Below are 18,683 nucleotides of genomic sequence, written 5' to 3' on the forward strand. Positions count from 1 at the left end.
CCCGCCCGGCAACGCCGGAGGCCCGGCCCGCCTCCCCGAGGGAGCGGACCGGGCCTCCGGTCAGGAGTTGCGGCTATCGCGCCGGGCCTCAGTGCGAGTGGCCGTGGCCGTGCGAGTGGCCGTGACCGTTCTCGGCCTCCTCCTCCTTCTTCTCCACCACGAGGGTCTCGGTGGTGAGCAGCAGGGAGGCGATCGAGGCGGCGTTCTCCAGGGCGGAGCGGGTGACCTTGACCGGGTCGATGACGCCGGCCTTCACCAGGTCGCCGTACTCGCCGGTGGCGGCGTTGTAGCCCTGGCCGATCTCCAGCTCGGAGACCTTGGAGGTGATGACGTAGCCCTCCAGGCCGGCGTTCTGGGCGATCCAGCGCAGCGGCTCGTGCAGCGCCTTGCGGACCACGGCGACACCGGTGGCCTCGTCACCCGACAGGCCCAGGCCGTCGTTCAGCACCTTGGCGGCGTGGACCAGGGAGGCGCCACCACCGGCGACGATGCCCTCCTCGACCGCGGCGCGGGTCGCCGAGATGGCGTCCTCCAGGCGGTGCTTGCGCTCCTTCAGCTCCACCTCGGTGGCGGCGCCGACCTTGATGACGCAGACGCCGCCGGCCAGCTTGGCCAGGCGCTCCTGCAGCTTCTCGCGGTCCCAGTCGGAGTCGGTCGCGGCGATCTCGCCCTTGATCTGGGCGACGCGGCCGGCCACGGCCTCGGCGTCACCGGCACCGTCGACGACCGTGGTCTCGTCCTTGGTGATGGTCACGCGGCGGGCGGTGCCCAGCACGTCCAGGCCGACCTGGTCGAGCTTGAGGCCGATCTCCTCGGAGATGACCTGGCCACCGGTCAGGACGGCCAGGTCGCCGAGGATCGCCTTGCGGCGGTCGCCGAAGCCCGGGGCCTTGACGGCCACGGCGTTGAAGGTGCCGCGGATCTTGTTCACGACCAGGGTCGACAGCGCCTCGCCGTCGACGTCCTCGGCGATGATCAGCAGCGGCTTGGTGGCACCGCCCTGCAGGATCTTCTCCAGCAGCGGCAGCAGCTCCTGGATGGAGGAGATCTTGCCCTGGTTGATCAGGATGTACGGGTCCTCCAGGACCGCCTCCTGCCGCTCCGCGTCGGTGACGAAGTACGGCGACAGGTAGCCCTTGTCGAACTGCATGCCCTCGGTGAAGTCCAGCTCCACGCCGAAGGTGTTCGACTCCTCGACGGTGATGACACCGTCCTTGCCGACCTTGTCGATCGCCTCGGCGATCAGCTCGCCGACCTGGGTGTCCTGGGCGGAGAGGGACGCGACGGCGGCGACGTCGTCCTTGCCCTCGATCTCGCGGGCCACCGAGAGCAGGTGCTCGGAGACGGCGGCGACGGCCTTGTCGATGCCCTTCTTCAGGGCGGCCGGGCCGGCACCGGCGGCGACGTTGCGCAGACCCTCGTTGACCAGGGCCTGGGCCAGCACGGTGGCGGTGGTGGTGCCGTCACCCGCGACGTCGTTGGTCTTGGTGGCGACCTCCTTGACGAGCTGCGCGCCAAGGTTCTCGTACGGGTCGTCCAGCTCGACCTCGCGGGCGATGGTGACACCGTCGTTGGTGATGGTCGGGGCACCGAACTTCTTGTCGATGACGACGTTGCGGCCCTTGGGGCCGATGGTCACCTTGACGGTGTCGGCCAGCTTGTTGACACCGCGCTCCAGCGAGCGGCGGGCGTCCTCGTCGAACTGCAGGATCTTCGCCATGTTCCCTATTCCCTCGGGGCTGCGGCCGCTTCGGAGGCCGCCGAACTAGGTGGACCAACGACCACGCCCCGGGCCACCGTCACTGAGGACGCGATCCGGGGCGGGGCGGGGACGTCTTACTTCTCGATGATCGCGAGGACGTCGCGGGCCGAGAGGACGAGGTACTCCTCGCCCTGGTACTTGACCTCGGTGCCGCCGTACTTCGAGTACAGGACGATGTCACCCACGGCGACGTCGAGCGGCAGACGCTGGCCGTCCTCGAAGCGGCCCGGGCCGACGGCCAGGACGACGCCCTCCTGGGGCTTCTCCTTGGCGGTGTCCGGGATAACCAGGCCGGAGGCCGTGGTGGTCTCGGCGTCGAGCGGCTGGACCACGATGCGGTCCTCGAGCGGCTTGATGGCAACCTTGCTGCTGGTGGTCACGTCCGAGCTCCCCTTCGGAGATTACGGGGTTTTCTAACGGGTAGGGGCGAACCTGCATGCCTGCCGTCGCGGGGGTCAGACACGCGTCTTCGCGTTAGCACTCCCCTAGTGGGGAGTGCCAAGGACGACCATAGGCCCGTGTTAGCACTCCGTCAACCAGAGTGCCAACGGCGCGCCTCCGGAACCCGTTCCGCGAATGAGTAGCCGTACTCATGTGCGAGGCGGAGCCCGGGTCGCAGACTCGTCCCATGACCGACACCCCGGCCCGCATCGGCCCGTCCCGGCTCAAGGACGCCACCTTCGCCCTACTGGCACTGCCCCTGCTGGGAATCGCACTCCCGTACGTCGTCTTCTCCTTCGTCGCGAGCTTCGGCAACGGCCCCGGCCGCGGCGACGAGGGCGACGGCAGCGCCTGGGCCTTCCTGGCCTACGGGATGCTCGCCGGCCCGGTGGCCGCCCTGGTGGCGGACATCGTGGTCGCCGTCCGCAGCCACCGCGCCGGCTACCGCTGCCTGCCGGTCGCGGCCTCGATCTCGCCCTTCGTCCTCCCGGCCGTCTTCTCCTCCGGCGTCCTCCGGTGAGCGCGCCACGGCCACGGATTCACTGGGGCGTCGACCTGCTGCTCGCCCTGACCGTCCTCCTGTCGATCGGCGGCGCGGCGTACATCGGCTTCTGGGCGGCCTTCGTCCTGGCGCTCTTCCTCCACTCCTGGGCCGCCGGGCTGGTCGTCTGCGTCGTCGGCACCCTTGTGGGGCTGGCGTTCACCGTCCGGGGCACCTGGCGGACCGGCTACCGGATCACCCCGGTCGTCGCGGCGGCCGCACCTGTGCTCGGGCCGCTGCTGATCTGGCCCGCCGTCGGCCTCAACATCCTCGGCTGACCGGTCAGAATGGGCCCGTGGACACCGAGAACCTCCAGCCCCTGCTGACCCCCGAGGGCCAGGCCCTGCTCGCCGAGTTGCGCGAGTTCACGCCCGAGGAGGAGCTGGCGCTCGCCACCCGGCTGCGGCGGGAGCATCCGGCGGAGCTGGTGTCGGCGGCGTTCGGGCAGGCGCGGCTGCGGCAGCGGGCGCGGGCGAAGTTCGGGGCGGACGCGGACCTGATGTACTTCACGCCCAACGGGGTCGAGCAGTCCACCCGGCGCAGTGTGGCCGAGTGGCGGGCGCGCCGGTTCGCCCAATTGGGGGTACGACGGCTGGCGGACCTGTGCTGCGGCATCGGCGGGGACGTGCTGGCGCTGGCCCGGGCCGGGATCGAGGTGCTGGCGGTGGACAAGGACCCGGCGGCCTGCGCCGCGACCGCGGCCAACGCCGCCGCGCTGGGCCTGTCCGAGCTGGTCCAGGTGCGCTGCGCGGACGTCGCCGAGGTGGACGTCACCGGCTACGACGCGGTGTTCACCGACCCTGCCCGCCGGACCTCGCGGGGCCGGGTGTTCGACCCCGAGGCGTACGCCCCGCCGCTGTCCTGGGCGATCGAGGCCGGGCGGCGGACCCCGATCGGCGCGCTGAAGGTGGCACCGGGCATCCCGCACGAGGCCGTCCCGGCGGACGCCGAGGCCGAGTGGGTCTCCGACCACGGGGACGTCAAGGAGGCGGTGCTCTGGTTCGGCACCGAGGCGGCCCACCCGCACCGCGCCACCCTGCTGCCGCAGGGCGCCAGCCTGGCCGGCGGCGACCTGCCCGACCCGCCGGCCGGACCGGTCGGGCGGTACCTGTACGAGCCGGACGGCGCGGTGATCCGGGCCCACCTGGTGGCCGAGGTGGCCGAACAGGTCGGCGGCCGGCTGATCGACCCGAAGATCGCCTACCTGACCTCGGACGAGCTGGTCGCCACCCCGTACGCGCACGCCTTCGAGCTCACCGACGTGCTGCCCTTCCACATCAAGAAGCTGAAGGCGCTGCTGCGCGAGCGTCAGGTCGGCACGGTGGTGATCAAGAAGCGCGGGATGGCGATCACCCCGGAGGAGCTGCGCCGTCAGCTCAAGCCCTCCGGGCCGAACACCGTCACGGTGATCCTCAGCCGCACCGACCACGGACCGCTGATGATGCTCGGTCAGCCGGTCTGAGCGGTTACGACGCCGGCGCCTGGATGTAGTCGTCCAGCCGGGCCACCGAGAAGCCCTGCTCCTGGATCCGGGCCAGCAGGTCGGCGAACATCTGGGTCATCGTGGCGCCCTTGAGCTCCTTGGGGCCGCGGAAGTGCGCCAGGATGATGTCGCCGGGCTTCAGCTTCTTGTCGGCGGCCTGGTACTGCATGTCGTGGATCTGCATCGACTCGCGCCAGAGCACGATCGCGCGCGGGCCGCACTGCTGCACCGAGGTGTTGAGCATCGGGGTGTTGGCGCCGTCGCCGAACGGCGGGCGGAACAGCAGCGGGGCGGTGCCGTACTGCTGGGTGAGCGCGGCCTGGTCGTCGCAGATCTCGGCTTTCTGCTTGTCCGCCGGGAGCTTGCTCATCACCGGGTGGGTGACGGTGTGGTTCTGGATGTGGTTGCCGAGCGCCTGGAGCGGCTTGAAGTAGCCGTAGTCGTTCTTGACGATGTCCTTGGTCAGGAACATCGTGATCGGCACCTTGAGGTCGGTCAGCATCTCGACGAACTTCGGGTCCTTCTCGGCGCCGTCGTCGATGGTGATGAAGACGACCTTGTCGCTCGTCTTCACGTCGCTGATCACCGGTACGGTGCCGGTGCGTTCGAGCTTGATCGGCTTGTCGGCGGGCGGCGCGGGGGCCGGGGCGAGCGGCTTGAGGTTCCACTTCGCCCAGGCCGCGGCGTCGCCCTCGGCCGGGGCCGCCCCCGGCGTGGTGGCCGCGGCGGTCGGCGCGGCGCCGCCGGACGGCGGGGACGCGGCCGCGGTGGTCTTCGTCGCGGCCGGGGCGGCACCGCCGCCGTCCCCGTTGTCGCCGCACGCGGTGGCGAAGGCCAGCAAGGCCAGCGCCCCCGCCGCGTACGTCCTGGTCCTGCTCCGCCCGTCCCTGCTCACCGCACCGCGCTCCCGATCCCGTCCGGCTTTCTCTCAGCTATGCACGGTAGCGGGCACGGCGGCGGTTCCCGACCACCGTCTACTCGACGTACTCGCTGGTGAAGGACCAGCGGTGCACCGGGCGGCCGAGCAACTCGGCCGGCGGGTCGGCGACCGGTACCGGAGCACCGCTCCACCAGGTGATCAGCAGCACCCGCTCGCCCGGGGCGGAGAGCAGCTCAAGACGCTCCAGGCCGGCCGCGCCGCGGACCGCCGGCAGCGCGGACTCCCGCACCCAGGCGGCGAGTTCGTCGCCCCGATGGTCCGCCGCCCGGGCCTCCCACATCGCGGCGACGGTCATGCCGCGCCGCCGCCGAGGGCGTCGTAGGCCTGGCCGTGGAGGTCGCCGTGCCCGATGTCCGCGGCAGGGACGTGGACGTCGGTGACGGGCAGCGAGGAGTCGGCCGACAGGTCGAAGGCGGAGGGCGTGCGGTCGCGCCACACCATCTCCGCGCCCAGCGCGGCCACCATCGCGCCGTTGTCGGTGCACAGGCCCGGCCGGGGCACCCGCAGTCGGATGCCGGCCCGGTCGCAGCGCTGCTGGGCCATCTCGCGCAGCCGGGAGTTGGCCGCGACGCCGCCGCCGATCATCAGGTGGTCGACGCCGTTGTCCTTGCACGCCTTGACGGCCTTGCGGGTGAGCACGTCGGTGACCGCCTCCTGGAAGGAGGCCGCCACGTCGGCGATCGGCACCTCCTCGCCGGCCCGGCGCTTGGCCTCCACCCAACGGGCGACGGCGGTCTTCAGGCCGGAGAAGGAGAAGTCGTACTCCGGGTCGTTCCTGCCGCTCAGGCCGCGCGGGAAGTTGATCGCCTTGGGGTCGCCCTCGCGGGCCGTCCGGTCGACGATCGGGCCGCCGGGGAAGCCCAGGCCGAGCACCCGGGCGACCTTGTCGAAGGCCTCGCCGGCCGCGTCGTCGATGGTCGCGCCGAGCGGGCGCACGTCGCTGGTGATGTCCTCGCTGAGCAGCAGCGAGGAGTGCCCGCCGGAGACCAGCAGGGCCATCGTCGGCGAGGGCAGCCGGCCGTGCTCCAGCTGGTCGACGCAGATGTGCGAGGCGAGGTGGTTGACCCCGTACAGCGGCTTGTCCAGCGCCCAGGCGTACGCCTTCGCGGCGCTGACGCCGACCAGCAGCGCGCCGGCCAGGCCGGGGCCGGCGGTGACGGCGATGCCGTCCAGGTCGCTCGCCTTGATCCCGGCGGTGTCCAGGGCGCGTTGGATGGTCGGGACCATCGCCTCCAGGTGGGCGCGGCTGGCGATCTCCGGGACGACGCCGCCGAAGCGGGCGTGGTCGTTGACGCTGGAGGCGACCGCGTCGGCCAGCAGCGTGGTGCCGCGCACGATGCCGACGCCGGTCTCGTCGCAGGAGGTCTCGATGCCGAGGACGAGCGGTTCGTCAGCCATGGCGGGTGTCCTCAATGTCCTTCGGGTCGGTGCTGTCAGTGCTCGGGTGGTCGAGGCGCATCACCAGCGCGTCGACGTTGGCGGGCTGGTAGTAGCCGCGCCGGATGCCCACCGGTTCGAAGCCGTGGCGCTCGTACAGCCGCTGGGCGCGCGGGTTGTCCACCCGTACCTCCAGCAGCAGTTCGGCGCAGCCGCGCCGGGCGGCCTCGTGGATCAGGTCGGTGAGCAGCGCCGTGCCGAGGCCGGCGCCCTGGTGGCGCTCGTCGACGGCGATGGTCTGGACGTCGCCCTCGCCGGCGATCTCCATCAGTCCGGCGTAGCCGACGATGGTGCCGTCCCCGGTGGTGGCGACGGTGTAGTGGCGGGTGCCGCCGGGGTGGGCCTCGGCGAGTTCGGACCAGTACATCCCGTGGGACCAGGCGTCCTCGGGGAAGAGCCTGAGTTCCAGCTCCATCACCGGCTCGATGTCCCACCAGCGCATCGGGCGCAGGGTGGTGCCGTGGTTCACGCCGGGAGCACCGCCTTGTAGCCTGCGGGCACCTGGGCGTCCGGGCGGCGCAGGTACAGCGGGAGGTTCGGCAGCAGCTCCCGCCCGGCGGCCAGCTCGGCGGCGGCGAAGCCGGCGAGGGCGCCGGCCGAGACGTGCTCGGGGCCGTGGGCGCCGGGGAAGGCGTCGGGGTAGAGCAGCGCGCCGGCGCCCACCGAGCGGGCCGGGGGCGTCAGCTCGGCCGGGCGGTCCACGCCGGGGCCCTCGGTGCGGCGGCCCTCGGCGTCGTAGGAGGCCCAGTAGACCTCCTTGCGGCGGGCGTCGGTGGCCACCGTGAACGGCTGCCCGGTCAAGCCCTCGGCGCGGGCCTGGAAGGCGATCGCGTCCAGGGTGCAGACGCCGTGCACCGGCAGCCCGAGCGCGTGGCCGAGCGCGGCGGCGGTCACCAGGCCGACCCGCAGGCCGGTGTACGGGCCCGGGCCGACGCCGACGGCGATGCCGGTGAGCTGGTGCTTGTCCACCCCGGCAGCCCGCAGGACCTGGTCGATCGCGGGCAGCAGCAGTTCACCGTGGCGTCGGGCGTCGACCTGGTGGGTCTCGGCGAGGACGGCCGTGCCGTCGTGGACGGCGGCGGTGACGGCGGGGGTAGCGGTGTCGAACGCGAGCAGCAGCACGGGTCAAGGTTAGACCGACGTTGAGCCGACCAGACGATCGAGCTGGTGTCCCCATCCGGAACACACGTGCTGGGCGCTGCCGACCGGCCGGGGGGACCTGGCACGATTAGGGCGGTACGTACAGAGGACGGCGGCGGGAGCGGCACGTGGCGAAGATGGGTCCTGGAGTGGTGGTCACGGGGTTGACCCTGGGGGCCCTGGCGGTGGTGAGCCTGCTGGCCTTCCAGGCCAACGGCGCGCAGGACCGCGCGGGCGGTGCCCGCCCCACCGCCGCGGTGACATCGACCGGGCCGGCCGCCTCGGCGACGCCGAGCGCCTCGCCCACCCCGACCGCCCCGGCCCTGCCGGCCAGCTCGGGCAGCGGCACGCGGGTCGTCTACTCGGTGGGCAGCCACTACGTCTGGCTGGTCGACCCGAAGAAGAACCCGCAGGTCGCGGCCACGTTCCTGGTCACCCCGGGCACGGTCGAGCCGACCCCGGGCAGCTACTCGGTGTACAGCCGCACCCCGATCGGCACCGGTACCGACGGCCGGCAGATCGAGCACGTGGTGCGCTTCTCGCAGCACAACGGCGTGGTGTTCGGCTTCAGCTCGGCGGTGGACGGCGCGACGCCGACCGCCGACCCGAAGGCCAAGACCGGCGGTATCCGCAGCGGCCGCGCCGACGGGCAGCTGCTCTGGGACTTCGCGCCGAACGGCACCAAGGTGGTCGTGGTCGCCTGAGCCGGGCGTCAGGCAGCCCGGGGTGTCTCCGCCTCGGGCTGCTCGGCCTGCCGCGGCTGCGGTTCGGGCGGGGTGGACACCGCCTCGGCGGCTGCGCAGGCGGCCAGCAGCGCCCGCATCGGCGCTCCCGGAACGCGGCGGGCGGACTCTCCGGTCCCGGTGCCGCGCGGGGCGCGCTCCGGGGCGGGGGTGGGGCTCGACATGGCGCCTCCCTAGTTAGGCAGACCTAACCGCAGCACCCATCCCACCACGCCCGGCGCCCCGCCCGCAACACCATGCCGACAGGGTGTCGGCAAAACGGGGAACGGCCGGGGCCCGCCCGCGAACACCCCGCGGGCGGGGGTTCGAAGACCGGACCTTCAGGCGAGCTTCTCCAGCTCCACATCCGCCCAGCGCTCTCCGATACCGGTCAGCACCACCCGGCGCGGGTCGTGGTCCTCCCCGGCGGTGTCGCCGATCGCCCGCTCGATCCGCACCTCCAGCCGGTCCTCGGACAGCCGCTCGACCTTGCCCTCGCCCCACTCGACCACGATCACCGAGTCCGGCAGCGAGACGTCCAGGTCGAGGTCCTCCATCTCGTCCAGGTTCCCGCCCAGCCGGTACGCGTCCACGTGCACCAGGGCCGGGCCGCCGACCAGCGAGGGGTGCACCCGGGCGATCACGAAGGTCGGCGAGGTCACCGCCCCGCGGACCTGCAGCCCCTCCCCCAGGCCCCGGGTCAGCGTGGTCTTCCCCGCCCCCAGCTCGCCGGAGAGCAGCACCAGGTCACCCGGCCGCAGCAGCGCGGCCAGCTCCCGGCCGAGCCGGCCCATCCGTTCCGGAGTGAGGACGGTGAGAGTGGCGTGCGAGCCCATGCGCGTGTCTTGCCCTTCGGTCCGTAGCGGCGCGCCGACCACCGGCCGCCACCGCTACCGTGCCACATCGCCGCACCCCGACGCGGCGGGCCGGGGTCAGGCGGGGTCGGCGACCGGGTTCGGCTCCGGTTCCCGGGGCCGCTCGCTGGCGAGCTCCAGGACGGCCGCCGGCAGCGGCGCGGCACCGGCGAACCCGGCGGCCCGGCACAGCAGCCGCGCCAGCTCGTGGTCGACCAGCCCGGGGCGCTCCAGCAACACCAGGTGCCCGGCGTCCTCGACCAGCACCAGCTCGGCGCCGGGCAACCGTTCGGCCATCGCCTCGCTGTGGGTCGCGGGCGTCAGCAGGTCCTTCGTCCCGGCCAGCACCAGGGCCGGCAGGCCGCGCAGGGCGTTCAGCGCCTCGTACTTCTCGTGCGCGCCGAACACCGGGTAGAACTCGGCGACCACGTCGATCGGGGTGGCGTCCAGCAGTTGCTCGGCGAAGCGGACCACGCCGGGGTCGACGTCCTTTCCGCCGAAGGAGAACTTCCGGTAGAAGACGGCGGCCACGTCCGAACCGACCCGCCTGGTCGCCTCCACCAGCTCCACCTGACGGCCCAGCAGCCGTATCACGCCGGGCGCGACCTTCTTGAACAGCTTGGCGCCGACCTTCGGCAGGCCGAGGTTCACCTCGTCCCAGTCCCCCGCCAGCGTGCCGACCAGTGCGACCCCGGCGACGCGGTCGCGGAACAGCTCCGGGTGCAGGTCGGCCAGCGCCATCACCGCCATGCCGCCCATCGAATGGCCCACCAGCACCAGCGGCCCGGTCGGCGCGACGGCGTCCAGCACCGCCTTGAGGTCGCCGCCCAGCTGGTCGATGCCGGCCGGCTCGCCGGCCAGGTACGAGCGGGAGCGCTCGGAGCGGCCGTGGCTGCGCTGGTCCCAGAAGACCAGCCGCACGCCCTCGCGCAGCGCGGCGCGCTGGAAGTGCCAGCTGTCCTGGTTGAGGCAGTAGCCGTGGCAGAACACCACGGTCAGCGGCTCGGGGCTGTCACTCGCCCACTCGCCTCCGGGGAGGCCGTCCGGCTCGGCCCAGCCGGTGCCGTCCAGCTCCACGTACAGCTCGGTGCCGTCCGGCGCGGCCACCGTGAGCGGGCGCCCGCGCAGCGAGCCGTACGGGGCGGCCGCGTCCAGCTCGGCGCGCGCCCGGTGGCGCATCGCCCGGCCGACCGTCAGCCGCTCGATCGCCACGCCCGCGGCCGCGCCGGCCGCCAGCACGCCGACGGAGATCCCGATCACACCGGCCCGGCTCACCCCGGTGGCCGCGCCGGCCGCCTTGGCCACCGCGGAGACCGGGGTGCGCTCGGCCGGCGTGTCGGTCATGCCGACAGGCCCTCGGCGTGGCTGCCGCCCAGGTAGCGGCGGGGCACCCGGGCGCCGATCCGGGTGATGATCTCGTACGAGATGGAGCCGCAGGCGCGGGCCCAGTCCTCGGCGGTCGGCTCGCCGTGCTCGCCGCTGCCGAACAGCAGCACCTCGTCGCCGATCCCGGGGGTGTCGCCGCCCAGGTCCACCACGAACTGGTCCATCGCGATCCGGCCGGCCACCGTGCGCCACTTGCCGCCGATCTGCACCGGACCGGCGCCACTGGCGTGGCGCGGGATGCCGTCGCCGTAGCCGACCGGGACCAGCCCCAGGGTGGTCGGGCCGGGCGTCACGTAGTGGTGGCCGTAGCTGACCCCGTGCCCGCCGGGGACGTGCTTGACCAGCGCCAGCCGGGCGGTCAGCGCCATCACCGGGCGCAGCCCGAAGTCCGCCGGGGAGCCCACCTCGGGCACCGGCGACAGCCCGTACGCGGCCAGGCCGGTGCGGACCAGGTCGAAGTGCGACTGCGGCAGCAGCAGGGTGGCCGGGGAGTTCGCCAGGTGCCGCACCTCGGGGCGCAGCCCGGCCGCCTCGGCGTGCGCCAGCGCGGCGCGGTAGGAGTCCAGCTGGGCCTGGATCGACGGGTGGCCGGGCTCGTCGGCGGCGGCGAAGTGCGACCAGATGCCGACGACCTTCAGCAGTCCCTCGGCCTCGGCGCGCCGGGCGTTCGCCACCAGCTGCGGCCAGTCGTGCGGCTGGCAGCCGTTGCGGCCCAGTCCGGTGTCGGCCTTCAGGTGGACCCGCGCCGGGATGCCGGTCTCCCGGACGGCCGACAGCAGCTCGTCCAGCGCCCACTGGCCGCTGACCGAGATGTCCAGGTCCGCCCGCAGCGCCTCGCGCCACGGCCCGCCGGGCGTCCACAGCCAGCACAGGATGCGGGCGTGCTCCGGGCGGATGCCACCGGCCCGCAGCGCCAGCGCCTCGTCGGGCGTCGCGCAGCCGAGCCAGCCGACGCCGTTCGCGACCGCCTCCCGGGCGCACTCGAGCGCGCCGTGGCCGTAGGCGTCCGCCTTGACCGCGAGCATCACGGCAGAGCCGCCGACGCGCTCGCGCAGCGCGGCGAGGTTGCCGCGCAGGGCGGCGAGATCGATGGTCGCCTCGGCCCGTACGCCGTCGGTGAGGGTGGCGGTGCCGGTCGTGTTCGCAGTTGTCATCAGGGTCAGTCTCCCAGACGTCCCGGAGTCCTCGCCGAACGGCCCATCGGCGCGGCGGTCGGCACCGGGGCACCGGGCACCCCGTCGACCTGCGGCGGACGGCTCGTCCGCCCTGTCTGGGACGCCTGGAACGGATGGTCCGGTTCCGCCGGGGCCTACCCCTGACGCACCGCCCGCCAGACCGTCGGGAGCGCCTGGGCGACGCCCGTCGCGGTCACCGGCGCCCCCGGGGCACCCGCCGCCTCCCGGCCCGCCAGGCCGTGCAGATAGGCGGCCACCGAGGCGGCGTCCAGCGGCGACAGGCCCGAGGCGAGCAGCGAACCGGCCAGACCGGCCAGCACGTCCCCGCTGCCCGCGGTGGCCAGCCAGGAGGTACCGGTGGGGTTCACCCGGACGGCCCCGCCCGGATCGGCCACCACGGTGGTGGAGCCCTTCAGCAGCACGGTGGCCCGGTAGGCGGCCGCCAGCCGCCGGGCGGTGGCCAGCCGGGTGGCGGCCAGGTCCCCGGCGGCGGGCGGCGCGGCGCCCTCGACGCCCGCGAGCAGCCGGGCGGCCTCGCCGGTGTGCGGGGTGAGCAGGGTCGGCGCGGTCCGGCCGGCCAGCGCCTCGGGGCCGAGCCGGCCCAGCTCGGTCAGCCCGTCCGCGTCCACCAGCACCGGGACGTCACCCGCCAGCGCCTCGGCCAGCGCCTGCCGCGCCCCCTCGCCGCCGCCCGGCCCGACCACCCAGGCCTGCACCCGCCCGGCCCCGGCCGGTCCGCCCTCGGTGACCAGCGTCTCCGGGAAACGCCGGACCACCTCCTCGGCCGCCGTGCCGACGTACCGGACGGCGCCCGCGCCGCCCCGCAGCGCCCCGGCGACCGCCAGCAGCGCCGCCCCCGGGTACGTCGCCGAGCCGGCCGCCACCCCGACCACGCCGCGCCGGTACTTGTCGCTCTCCGCGCCCGGCAGCGGCAGCAGCGCCGCCACGTCCGCGTGCTGCAGGGCCGTCACGTCCGGCTCCGGCAGCTCCAGCCCGATGTCCACCAGTTGCACCACGCCCGCGTACGAGGCCCCCGGGTCGATCAGCAGCCCGGGCTTGTACGCGCCGAAGCAGACCGTGACGTCCGCGCGCAGCGCCGCCCCCGGCACCTCGCCGGTGTCCGCCTCGACCCCGCTGGGCAGGTCCACCGCCACCACCGTGCCGCGTCGTTCGGCCCGCGCGTACGGCTCCGCCTCGGGGCGCAGCCCGCCGCGGCCGCCGATGCCGACGATCCCGTCCAGCACCAGGTCCGCGCGCGAGAAGTCGGCCAGGCCGACTTCCCGCTCCGCCGTCACCCGTCCGCCGTCAGCGCGCAGCGCGGCCAGCCCGCCCCCGTGGGCCTTCTGCGGCGCGAGCAGCACCGCCGTCACCCGCGCCCCACGCCGGGCCAGCGCGGCCCCCGCGTACAGGGCGTCACCCCCGTTGTCCCCGCTGCCCGCCAGCACCACCACCCGGCTGCCGTACACCCGCCCGCGACGCCGCGTCAGCAGCCGCGCGCAGGTCGCCGCCAGCCCGGCCGCCGCCCGCTGCATCAACGTCCCCTCCGGCAACCGCGCCATCAGCGCGGCCTCGGCGGCCCGGACGACTTCCACCCGATGGGCGTGACGCATGGCAGGACTCCTTCGGCGGTCGGCTACCGCCGACGCTATCCCGCACCGAACACAACGGCGCCCCTGTGGCAGGACGCAGCCGCCGCAGGGACGCCGTGAGAGGCCGAGCGGCTACTCGACGGTGACCGACTTCGCCAGGTTGCGCGGCTGGTCGACCTCGTGGCCCTTGGCCGTGGCCAGCTCGCAGGCGAAGACCTGGAGCGGGACGGTGGAGACCAGCGGCTGCAGCAGGGTCGGGGTCACCGGGATGCGGATCAGGTGGTCCGCGTACGGGACGACCGCCTCGTCGCCCTCCTCGGCGATCACGATGGTGCGGGCGCCGCGGGCCCGGATCTCCTGGATGTTGGAGACGATCTTGTCGTGCAGGATCGAGCGCCCGCGCGGCGAGGGCACGACCACCACGACCGGCAGCCCCTCCTCGATCAGCGCGATCGGCCCGTGCTTGAGCTCGCCCGCCGCGAAGCCCTCGGCGTGCATGTAGGCGAGCTCCTTGAGCTTGAGCGCGCCCTCCAGGGCCACCGGGAAGCCGACGTGGCGGCCGAGGAACAGCACCGAGCGGGCGTCGGCCAGCGAGCGGGCCAGCTCGCGCACCGGCTCCATGGTCTCCAGGACCTGCTCGACCTGCTTCGGCGCGTCGCCGAGCTCCTTGATGACGGCGAAGATCTCGTCGCCCCACTTGGTGCCGCGCACCTGGCCCAGGTACAGGGCGACCAGGTAGCAGGCGACCAGCTGGGTCAGGAACGCCTTGGTGGACGCGACCGCGACCTCCGGGCCGGCGTGGGTGTACAGCACCGCGTCCGACTCGCGCGGGATGGTGGAGCCGTTGGTGTTGCAGATCGCCAGCACCTTGGCACCCTGCTCCCGGGCGTGCCGCAGGGCCATCAGGGTGTCCATGGTCTCGCCGGACTGCGAGATGGCGATGACCAGCGTGCCCGGGCCCATGATCGGGTCGCGGTAGCGGAACTCCGAGGCGACCTCGACCTCGCAGGGGATGCGGGTCCAGTGCTCGATCGCGTACTTGGCGATCATGCCCGCGTGGAACGCGGTGCCGCAGGCGACGATGACGACCTTGTCCACCGAGCGCAGGTCCGCGTCGGAGATGCGCAGCTCGTCCAGGGTCAGCCGGCCGTCGGTGCCGATGCGGCCCAGCAGGGTGTCCGCGACGGCCTTCGGCTGCTCGGCGATCTCCTTGAGCATGAAGTAGTCGTAGCCGCCCTTCTCGGCGGCGGAGGCGTCCCAGTCGACGTGGTACTCGCGCACCTCGGCCGGGGTGCCGTCGAAGTTGGTCACCGTCACGCCCTCGTGACGCAGCTCGACGACCTGGTCCTGGCCCAGCTCGATCGCCTCACGGGTGTGCGCGATGAACGCGGCGACGTCCGAGGCGAGGAAGTTCTCGCCCTCACCGCGGCCCACCACCAGCGGCGAGTTGCGGCGGGCGCCGACCACCACGCCGGGCGCGTCCGCGTGCACGGCGACCAGGGTGAAGGCGCCGTCCAGACGGCGGCAGACCACGCGCATGGCCTCGGCGAGGTCGCCCTCGTACGCCTCGCCCAGCAGGTGGGCGACGACCTCGGTGTCGGTCTCGGACCGGAGGGTGTGGCCGCGCTCGGCGATCTCGGCGCGCAGCTGGGCGAAGTTCTCGATGATGCCGTTGTGGACCACGGCCACCCGGCAGTCGTCGTCCAGGTGGGGGTGGGCATTGGCGTCCGTCGGGCCACCGTGGGTGGCCCAGCGGGTGTGGCCGATGCCGGTGGTGCCGCCGGGCAGAGGGGACTCGGCGAGCGACTTCTCCAGGTTGCCGAGCTTTCCGGCACGCTTGTCCGTGACGAGACTCCACTGCCCCTCGGAGTCCTGCGTCTGCACCGCGACACCGGCCGAGTCGTAGCCCCGGTACTCCAGCCGCCGCAGACCGGCGATTACTACGTCGAGGGCGGACTGCGCGCCCACGTATCCAACAATTCCGCACATGCGTGCCAGCATAAGGGCGGTTCTGTGGCCGTATTCCCGCCTCGGGCCAACGCTGCGTGACCGACACCACAGCCACCGTGAACACTGCTACGGCTCACAATGGAGCATGTGCTGACCGAACTCTGTACGCGGGGCGCCGCCACGCCCGGCCCGTCGCCGTCCCCTTACGTGGACCTCAGCCGGGCCGAGTGGAGCGCGCTGCGCGAGCGTACGCCGCTGCCGCTGACCGCCGAGGAGGTGGAGCAGCTACGCGGCCTCGGCACGGCCCTCGACCTGGACGAGGTCCGCGACGTCTACCTGCCGCTGTCTCGGCTGCTGAACCTGTACATCCACGCCACGCACGAGCTGCGCGGCGCGCTGGGCACCTTCCTGGACACCCCGGACACCGAGCGCACCCGCACCCCGTTCATCATCGGCGTGGCCGGCTCGGTCGCGGTGGGCAAGTCCACCACCGCCCGCCTGCTGCAGGCCCTGCTGGCCCGCTGGCCCGAGCACCCCCGGGTCGAACTGGTCACCACCGACGGCTTCCTGCTGCCCAACGCCGAGCTGCGCCGCCGCGGCCTGATGGCCCGTAAGGGCTTCCCGGAGTCGTACGACCGCCGGGCCCTGATGCGCTTCGTCGCGGACGTCAAGGCGGGCAAGGAGCGGGTCACCGCGCCGGTGTACTCGCACCTGGTGTACGACATCGTGCCGGACCAGCGGCTGACCGTGGAGCGCCCGGACATCCTGATCGTCGAGGGCCTGAACGTGCTCCAGCCGGCCCTGCCCGGCACCGACGGCCGAACCCGCCTCGCGGTGGCCGACTACTTCGACTTCTCGATCTACGTCGACGCCCGTACCGACGACATCGAGCACTGGTACCTGGACCGCTTCCGCAAGCTGCGGCAGACCGCCTTCCAGGACCCGAACTCCTACTTCCGCCGCTTCACCGAGGTGCCGGAGGAGGAGGCGATGGAGTACGGCCGCCAGGTCTGGCGCACCATCAACAAGCCCAACCTGCTGGAGAACGTGCTGCCCACCCGCGGCCGGGCCACCCTGATCCTGCAGAAGGGCCAGGACCACAAGGTCCGCCGGGCGCTGCTGCGCAAGCTCTGACACCCTCCGGAAACGACTCCAGGCCCCCACTGGTCCAGTGGGGGCCTTCGCCGTACCGGGGGCTCAGCCCAGGTGGGTGCGCACCGCCTCGGCCAGCCGCTGCGCGACCGCCTCGGCCTGCGCCGGGTCGGCGGCCTCGACCATGACCCGGACCAGCGGCTCGGTGCCGGACGGACGCAGCAGCACCCGGCCGGTGGAGCCCAGCTCGGCCTCGGCCGCGGCGACCGCCCCGGTCAGCTCGACGCTGGTCCTCACCCGGCTCTTGTCGACGCCCTTGACGTTGATCAGCACCTGCGGCAGACGGGTCATCACGGCGGCCAGGTCGGCCAGCGGCTGCTTGGTGGCGGCCAGTCGGGCGCCCAGCATCAGGCCGGTCAGGGTGCCGTCACCGGTGGTGGCGTGGTCCAGCAGGATGACGTGGCCGGACTGCTCGCCGCCCAGCGCGAAGCCGTGCTCCTTCATCGCCTCCAGCACGTAGCGGTCGCCGACCGCGGTCTCCACCAGGTCGATGCCCTCGCGCTCCATCGCCAGCTTGAAGCCGAGGTTGGACATCACGGTGGCCACCGCGGTGTTGCGGCGCAGGGTGCCGGCCTCCTTCATGGCGACGGCGAGGATGGCGATGATCTGGTCGCCGTCCACCTCGTTGCCCTCGGCGTCGGCGGCCAGGCAGCGGTCGGCGTCGCCGTCCAGGGCGATACCGAGGTCGGCCCGGTGCTCCTTCATGGCGACGCGCAGCCGGTCCAGGTGGGTGGAGCCGACACCGTCGTTGATGTTGAGGCCGGTGGGCTCGGCCCCCAGGGTGTGGACGACCTCGGCGCCGGCCCGGGCGAAGGCCTCGGGGGCGACGTACGCGGCCGCGCCGTGGGCGCCGTCGATGACGACCTTGATGCCGTCCAGGCGGTTGGGCAGCACGCCGATCAGGTGGGCGACGTACTTGTCGAAGCCCTCGGTGTACTCGCGCACCCGGCCGACGGCCGCGCCGGTGGGACGGTTCCAGTCCTCGCCGCCGACCGTGTGCTTGCGGTAGTGCGCCTCGATCGCGTCCTCGATCCGGTCGTCCAGCTTGTGGCCGCCGCGGGCGAGGAACTTGATGCCGTTGTCCGGCATGGCGTTGTGGCTGGCGGACAGCATCACGCCGAAGTCGGCGCCGAGCGCGCCGGTGAGGTAGGCCACGGCCGGGGTGGGCAGGACACCGACCCGCAGGACGTCGACGCCGGAGCTCGCCAGACCGGCGATGACGGCGGCCTCCAGGAACTCGCCCGAGGCACGCGGGTCACGGCCGACGACCGCGACCGGCCGGTGACCGTCGAAGGCGCCGGCCTCGCCGAGCACATGCGCGGCCGCGACCGACAGGCCGAGCGCCAGCTCCGCCGTCAGGCCCTCGTTCGCCACCCCGCGTACGCCGTCAGTACCGAAGAGTCGTCCCACTGTCCCGTCCTCCATCACCATGCTCGGAACCCACCGATGATCCCGGCCGCCGCACGTTAGCCGGGGAACACGTCGCCCCGGAGTACGCGAGGTACTCCGGGGCGACGGTTTGCGCAACCAGGGGGTGCGCCGCCAGGGCGGACCGCACCCCCGGGGCGCGATTAGCGCTTGCTGTACTGCGGCGCCTTGCGGGCCTTCTTCAGACCGGCCTTCTTGCGCTCGACGGCGCGGGCGTCACGGGTCAGGAAGCCGGCCTTCTTGAGGGCGCCGCGGTTGTTGTCCACGTCGGCCTCGTTCAGGGCACGGGCGACGCCGAGGCGCAGCGCGTAGGCCTGACCAGAGACGCCGCCACCGCTGATGCGGGCGACGATGTCGTAACGGCCGTCCAGCTCGAGGAGCTTGAAGGGCTCGTTCACGGTCTGCTGGTGCACCTTGTTGGGGAAGTAGTCCTCAAGGGTGCGACCGTTGATCTTCCACTGGCCGGTGCCGGGGACGATGCGCACGCGGGCGATCGCCTCCTTGCGACGGCCGAGGCCGGCGCCGGGGACGGCCTCGCCGAAGCGGCCGGCCAGGGACTCGGAGGTGTAGGTCTCCTCGGAGGTGTACTCGCCCTCGACGACGGTCTCGTCGAAGTCGACCTCAAGGGTTTCAGTGGTCTCGGCCACGATGTTCCTCAGCTCTTTTCAGTGATGGGGGGCTTG

The 18,683-nt window shown here is 73.2% G+C and carries 20 protein-coding genes; 5 read left to right on the plus strand and 15 right to left on the minus strand.

The genetic code is table 11. The annotated features are described in order from the left end of the window. Positions 1-88 precede the first annotated feature (88 nt). Complete coding sequence (groL, locus tag ACH4E7_RS17835; RefSeq protein WP_396249988.1) at positions 89-1,720, minus strand: chaperonin GroEL; 1,632 nt, start codon at positions 1,718-1,720, stop codon at positions 89-91. 116 nt (positions 1,721-1,836) lie between these two features. Next, complete coding sequence (groES, locus tag ACH4E7_RS17840) at positions 1,837-2,142, minus strand: co-chaperone GroES (protein WP_014136232.1); 306 nt, start codon at positions 2,140-2,142, stop codon at positions 1,837-1,839. A gap of 248 nt (positions 2,143-2,390) precedes the next feature. Between groES and ACH4E7_RS17845 the strand changes: the two genes are divergently transcribed. Genes ACH4E7_RS17845 through ACH4E7_RS17855 form a run of 3 tightly spaced genes read left to right on the plus strand, consistent with a single transcriptional unit; the run spans position 2,391 to position 4,206 of the window. After that, positions 2,391-2,723 carry a hypothetical protein gene (locus tag ACH4E7_RS17845; RefSeq protein ID WP_396249989.1) on the plus strand — a complete coding sequence of 111 codons (333 nt, stop codon included), beginning with the start codon at positions 2,391-2,393 and terminating at the stop codon, positions 2,721-2,723. Further along, positions 2,720-3,022: a hypothetical protein gene (locus ACH4E7_RS17850; protein WP_396249990.1), complete on the plus strand. Its 303-nt coding sequence runs from the start codon at positions 2,720-2,722 to the stop codon at positions 3,020-3,022. Before ACH4E7_RS17845 ends, ACH4E7_RS17850 begins: the two co-directional genes overlap by 4 nt. Beyond that, positions 3,019-4,206: an SAM-dependent methyltransferase gene (locus tag ACH4E7_RS17855; RefSeq protein WP_396250065.1), complete on the plus strand. Its 1,188-nt coding sequence runs from the start codon at positions 3,019-3,021 to the stop codon at positions 4,204-4,206. Before ACH4E7_RS17850 ends, ACH4E7_RS17855 begins: the two co-directional genes overlap by 4 nt. A 4-nt stretch (positions 4,207-4,210) precedes the next feature. Here the strand turns inward: ACH4E7_RS17855 and ACH4E7_RS17860 are convergent, their stop codons facing one another. From ACH4E7_RS17860 to tsaB, 5 genes are all read right to left on the minus strand, one after another. Continuing rightward, entirely contained in the window at positions 4,211-5,122 is a 912-nt protein-coding gene (locus ACH4E7_RS17860; RefSeq protein WP_396249991.1) for a polysaccharide deacetylase family protein, read from the minus strand. A 79-nt stretch (positions 5,123-5,201) separates the two neighbouring features. Continuing rightward, positions 5,202-5,462: a hypothetical protein gene (locus tag ACH4E7_RS17865; RefSeq protein WP_396249992.1), complete on the minus strand. Its 261-nt coding sequence runs from the start codon at positions 5,460-5,462 to the stop codon at positions 5,202-5,204. Then, positions 5,459-6,565 (minus strand): tRNA (adenosine(37)-N6)-threonylcarbamoyltransferase complex transferase subunit TsaD, encoded by a 1,107-nt coding sequence (tsaD, locus tag ACH4E7_RS17870; RefSeq protein WP_396249993.1) that lies wholly within the window; start codon positions 6,563-6,565, stop codon positions 5,459-5,461. Before tsaD ends, ACH4E7_RS17865 begins: the two co-directional genes overlap by 4 nt. Further along, the gene (gene rimI / locus ACH4E7_RS17875; RefSeq protein ID WP_396250066.1) at positions 6,558-7,046 is read right to left on the minus strand and encodes a ribosomal protein S18-alanine N-acetyltransferase; all 489 of its coding nucleotides are present in this window, start codon (positions 7,044-7,046) and stop codon (positions 6,558-6,560) included. The genes tsaD and rimI overlap by 8 nt, the downstream gene beginning before the upstream one ends. Before the next feature lie 23 nt (positions 7,047-7,069). Then, entirely contained in the window at positions 7,070-7,726 is a 657-nt protein-coding gene (gene tsaB, locus ACH4E7_RS17880) for a tRNA (adenosine(37)-N6)-threonylcarbamoyltransferase complex dimerization subunit type 1 TsaB (protein WP_396249994.1), read from the minus strand. Positions 7,727-7,881: 155 nt separating this feature from the next. On the opposite strand from tsaB, the gene ACH4E7_RS17885 reads away from it, so the two are divergent. Then, positions 7,882-8,448 carry a hypothetical protein gene (locus ACH4E7_RS17885; protein ID WP_396250067.1) on the plus strand — a complete coding sequence of 189 codons (567 nt, stop codon included), beginning with the start codon at positions 7,882-7,884 and terminating at the stop codon, positions 8,446-8,448. An 8-nt stretch (positions 8,449-8,456) separates the two neighbouring features. Here ACH4E7_RS17885 and ACH4E7_RS17890 read toward each other — a convergent pair whose 3' ends face one another. The 6 genes from ACH4E7_RS17890 to glmS form a co-directional block, all read right to left on the minus strand. Next, complete coding sequence (locus tag ACH4E7_RS17890) at positions 8,457-8,651, minus strand: hypothetical protein (protein WP_396249995.1); 195 nt, start codon at positions 8,649-8,651, stop codon at positions 8,457-8,459. Positions 8,652-8,807: 156 nt separating this feature from the next. Beyond that, positions 8,808-9,302 (minus strand): tRNA (adenosine(37)-N6)-threonylcarbamoyltransferase complex ATPase subunit type 1 TsaE, encoded by a 495-nt coding sequence (gene tsaE, locus ACH4E7_RS17895; RefSeq protein ID WP_396249996.1) that lies wholly within the window; start codon positions 9,300-9,302, stop codon positions 8,808-8,810. 96 nt (positions 9,303-9,398) lie between these two features. Further along, complete coding sequence (locus ACH4E7_RS17900) at positions 9,399-10,664, minus strand: alpha/beta fold hydrolase (protein ID WP_396249997.1); 1,266 nt, start codon at positions 10,662-10,664, stop codon at positions 9,399-9,401. Beyond that, positions 10,661-11,860: an alanine racemase gene (alr, locus tag ACH4E7_RS17905; protein ID WP_396249998.1), complete on the minus strand. Its 1,200-nt coding sequence runs from the start codon at positions 11,858-11,860 to the stop codon at positions 10,661-10,663. The genes ACH4E7_RS17900 and alr overlap by 4 nt, the downstream gene beginning before the upstream one ends. 155 nt (positions 11,861-12,015) lie before the next feature. Then, positions 12,016-13,491 carry an NAD(P)H-hydrate dehydratase gene (locus ACH4E7_RS17910; RefSeq protein ID WP_396249999.1) on the minus strand — a complete coding sequence of 492 codons (1,476 nt, stop codon included), beginning with the start codon at positions 13,489-13,491 and terminating at the stop codon, positions 12,016-12,018. Positions 13,492-13,602: 111 nt separating this feature from the next. Beyond that, positions 13,603-15,459 carry a glutamine--fructose-6-phosphate transaminase (isomerizing) gene (gene glmS / locus ACH4E7_RS17915; RefSeq protein ID WP_396250000.1) on the minus strand — a complete coding sequence of 619 codons (1,857 nt, stop codon included), beginning with the start codon at positions 15,457-15,459 and terminating at the stop codon, positions 13,603-13,605. A 99-nt stretch (positions 15,460-15,558) separates the two neighbouring features. On the opposite strand from glmS, the gene coaA reads away from it, so the two are divergent. Beyond that, on the plus strand, positions 15,559-16,554 hold the full coding sequence (gene coaA, locus ACH4E7_RS17920) for a type I pantothenate kinase (protein WP_355669664.1): 996 nt from the start codon (positions 15,559-15,561) through the stop codon (positions 16,552-16,554). A gap of 63 nt (positions 16,555-16,617) precedes the next feature. Here coaA and glmM read toward each other — a convergent pair whose 3' ends face one another. Next, positions 16,618-17,982: a phosphoglucosamine mutase gene (gene glmM, locus ACH4E7_RS17925; protein WP_396250001.1), complete on the minus strand. Its 1,365-nt coding sequence runs from the start codon at positions 17,980-17,982 to the stop codon at positions 16,618-16,620. A 161-nt stretch (positions 17,983-18,143) separates the two neighbouring features. Next, positions 18,144-18,647: a 30S ribosomal protein S9 gene (rpsI, locus tag ACH4E7_RS17930; RefSeq protein ID WP_396250003.1), complete on the minus strand. Its 504-nt coding sequence runs from the start codon at positions 18,645-18,647 to the stop codon at positions 18,144-18,146. Positions 18,648-18,683 lie beyond the last annotated feature (36 nt).

Origin of the sequence: Kitasatospora sp. NPDC018058, assembly GCF_044327205.1 — a bacterium.
Classification (GTDB): domain Bacteria; phylum Actinomycetota; class Actinomycetes; order Streptomycetales; family Streptomycetaceae; genus Kitasatospora.

Coding starts and splice junctions, on each gene's coding strand:
- groL (WP_396249988.1), bottom strand. CDS start 1,720: ATGGCGAAGATCCTGCAGTTCGACGAGGACGCCCGCCGCTCGCTGGAG.
- tsaD (WP_396249993.1), bottom strand. CDS start 6,565: ATGGCTGACGAACCGCTCGTCCTCGGCATCGAGACCTCCTGCGACGAG.
- ACH4E7_RS17885 (WP_396250067.1), top strand. CDS start 7,882: ATGGGTCCTGGAGTGGTGGTCACGGGGTTGACCCTGGGGGCCCTGGCG.
- glmS (WP_396250000.1), bottom strand. CDS start 15,459: ATGTGCGGAATTGTTGGATACGTGGGCGCGCAGTCCGCCCTCGACGTA.
- alr (WP_396249998.1), bottom strand. CDS start 11,860: ATGACAACTGCGAACACGACCGGCACCGCCACCCTCACCGACGGCGTA.
- ACH4E7_RS17910 (WP_396249999.1), bottom strand. CDS start 13,491: ATGCGTCACGCCCATCGGGTGGAAGTCGTCCGGGCCGCCGAGGCCGCG.
- rimI (WP_396250066.1), bottom strand. CDS start 7,046: ATGCGCTGGTGGGACATCGAGCCGGTGATGGAGCTGGAACTCAGGCTC.
- ACH4E7_RS17890 (WP_396249995.1), bottom strand. CDS start 8,651: ATGTCGAGCCCCACCCCCGCCCCGGAGCGCGCCCCGCGCGGCACCGGG.
- ACH4E7_RS17845 (WP_396249989.1), top strand. CDS start 2,391: ATGACCGACACCCCGGCCCGCATCGGCCCGTCCCGGCTCAAGGACGCC.
- ACH4E7_RS17865 (WP_396249992.1), bottom strand. CDS start 5,462: ATGACCGTCGCCGCGATGTGGGAGGCCCGGGCGGCGGACCATCGGGGC.
- tsaE (WP_396249996.1), bottom strand. CDS start 9,302: ATGGGCTCGCACGCCACTCTCACCGTCCTCACTCCGGAACGGATGGGC.
- ACH4E7_RS17900 (WP_396249997.1), bottom strand. CDS start 10,664: ATGACCGACACGCCGGCCGAGCGCACCCCGGTCTCCGCGGTGGCCAAG.
- coaA (WP_355669664.1), top strand. CDS start 15,559: ATGGAGCATGTGCTGACCGAACTCTGTACGCGGGGCGCCGCCACGCCC.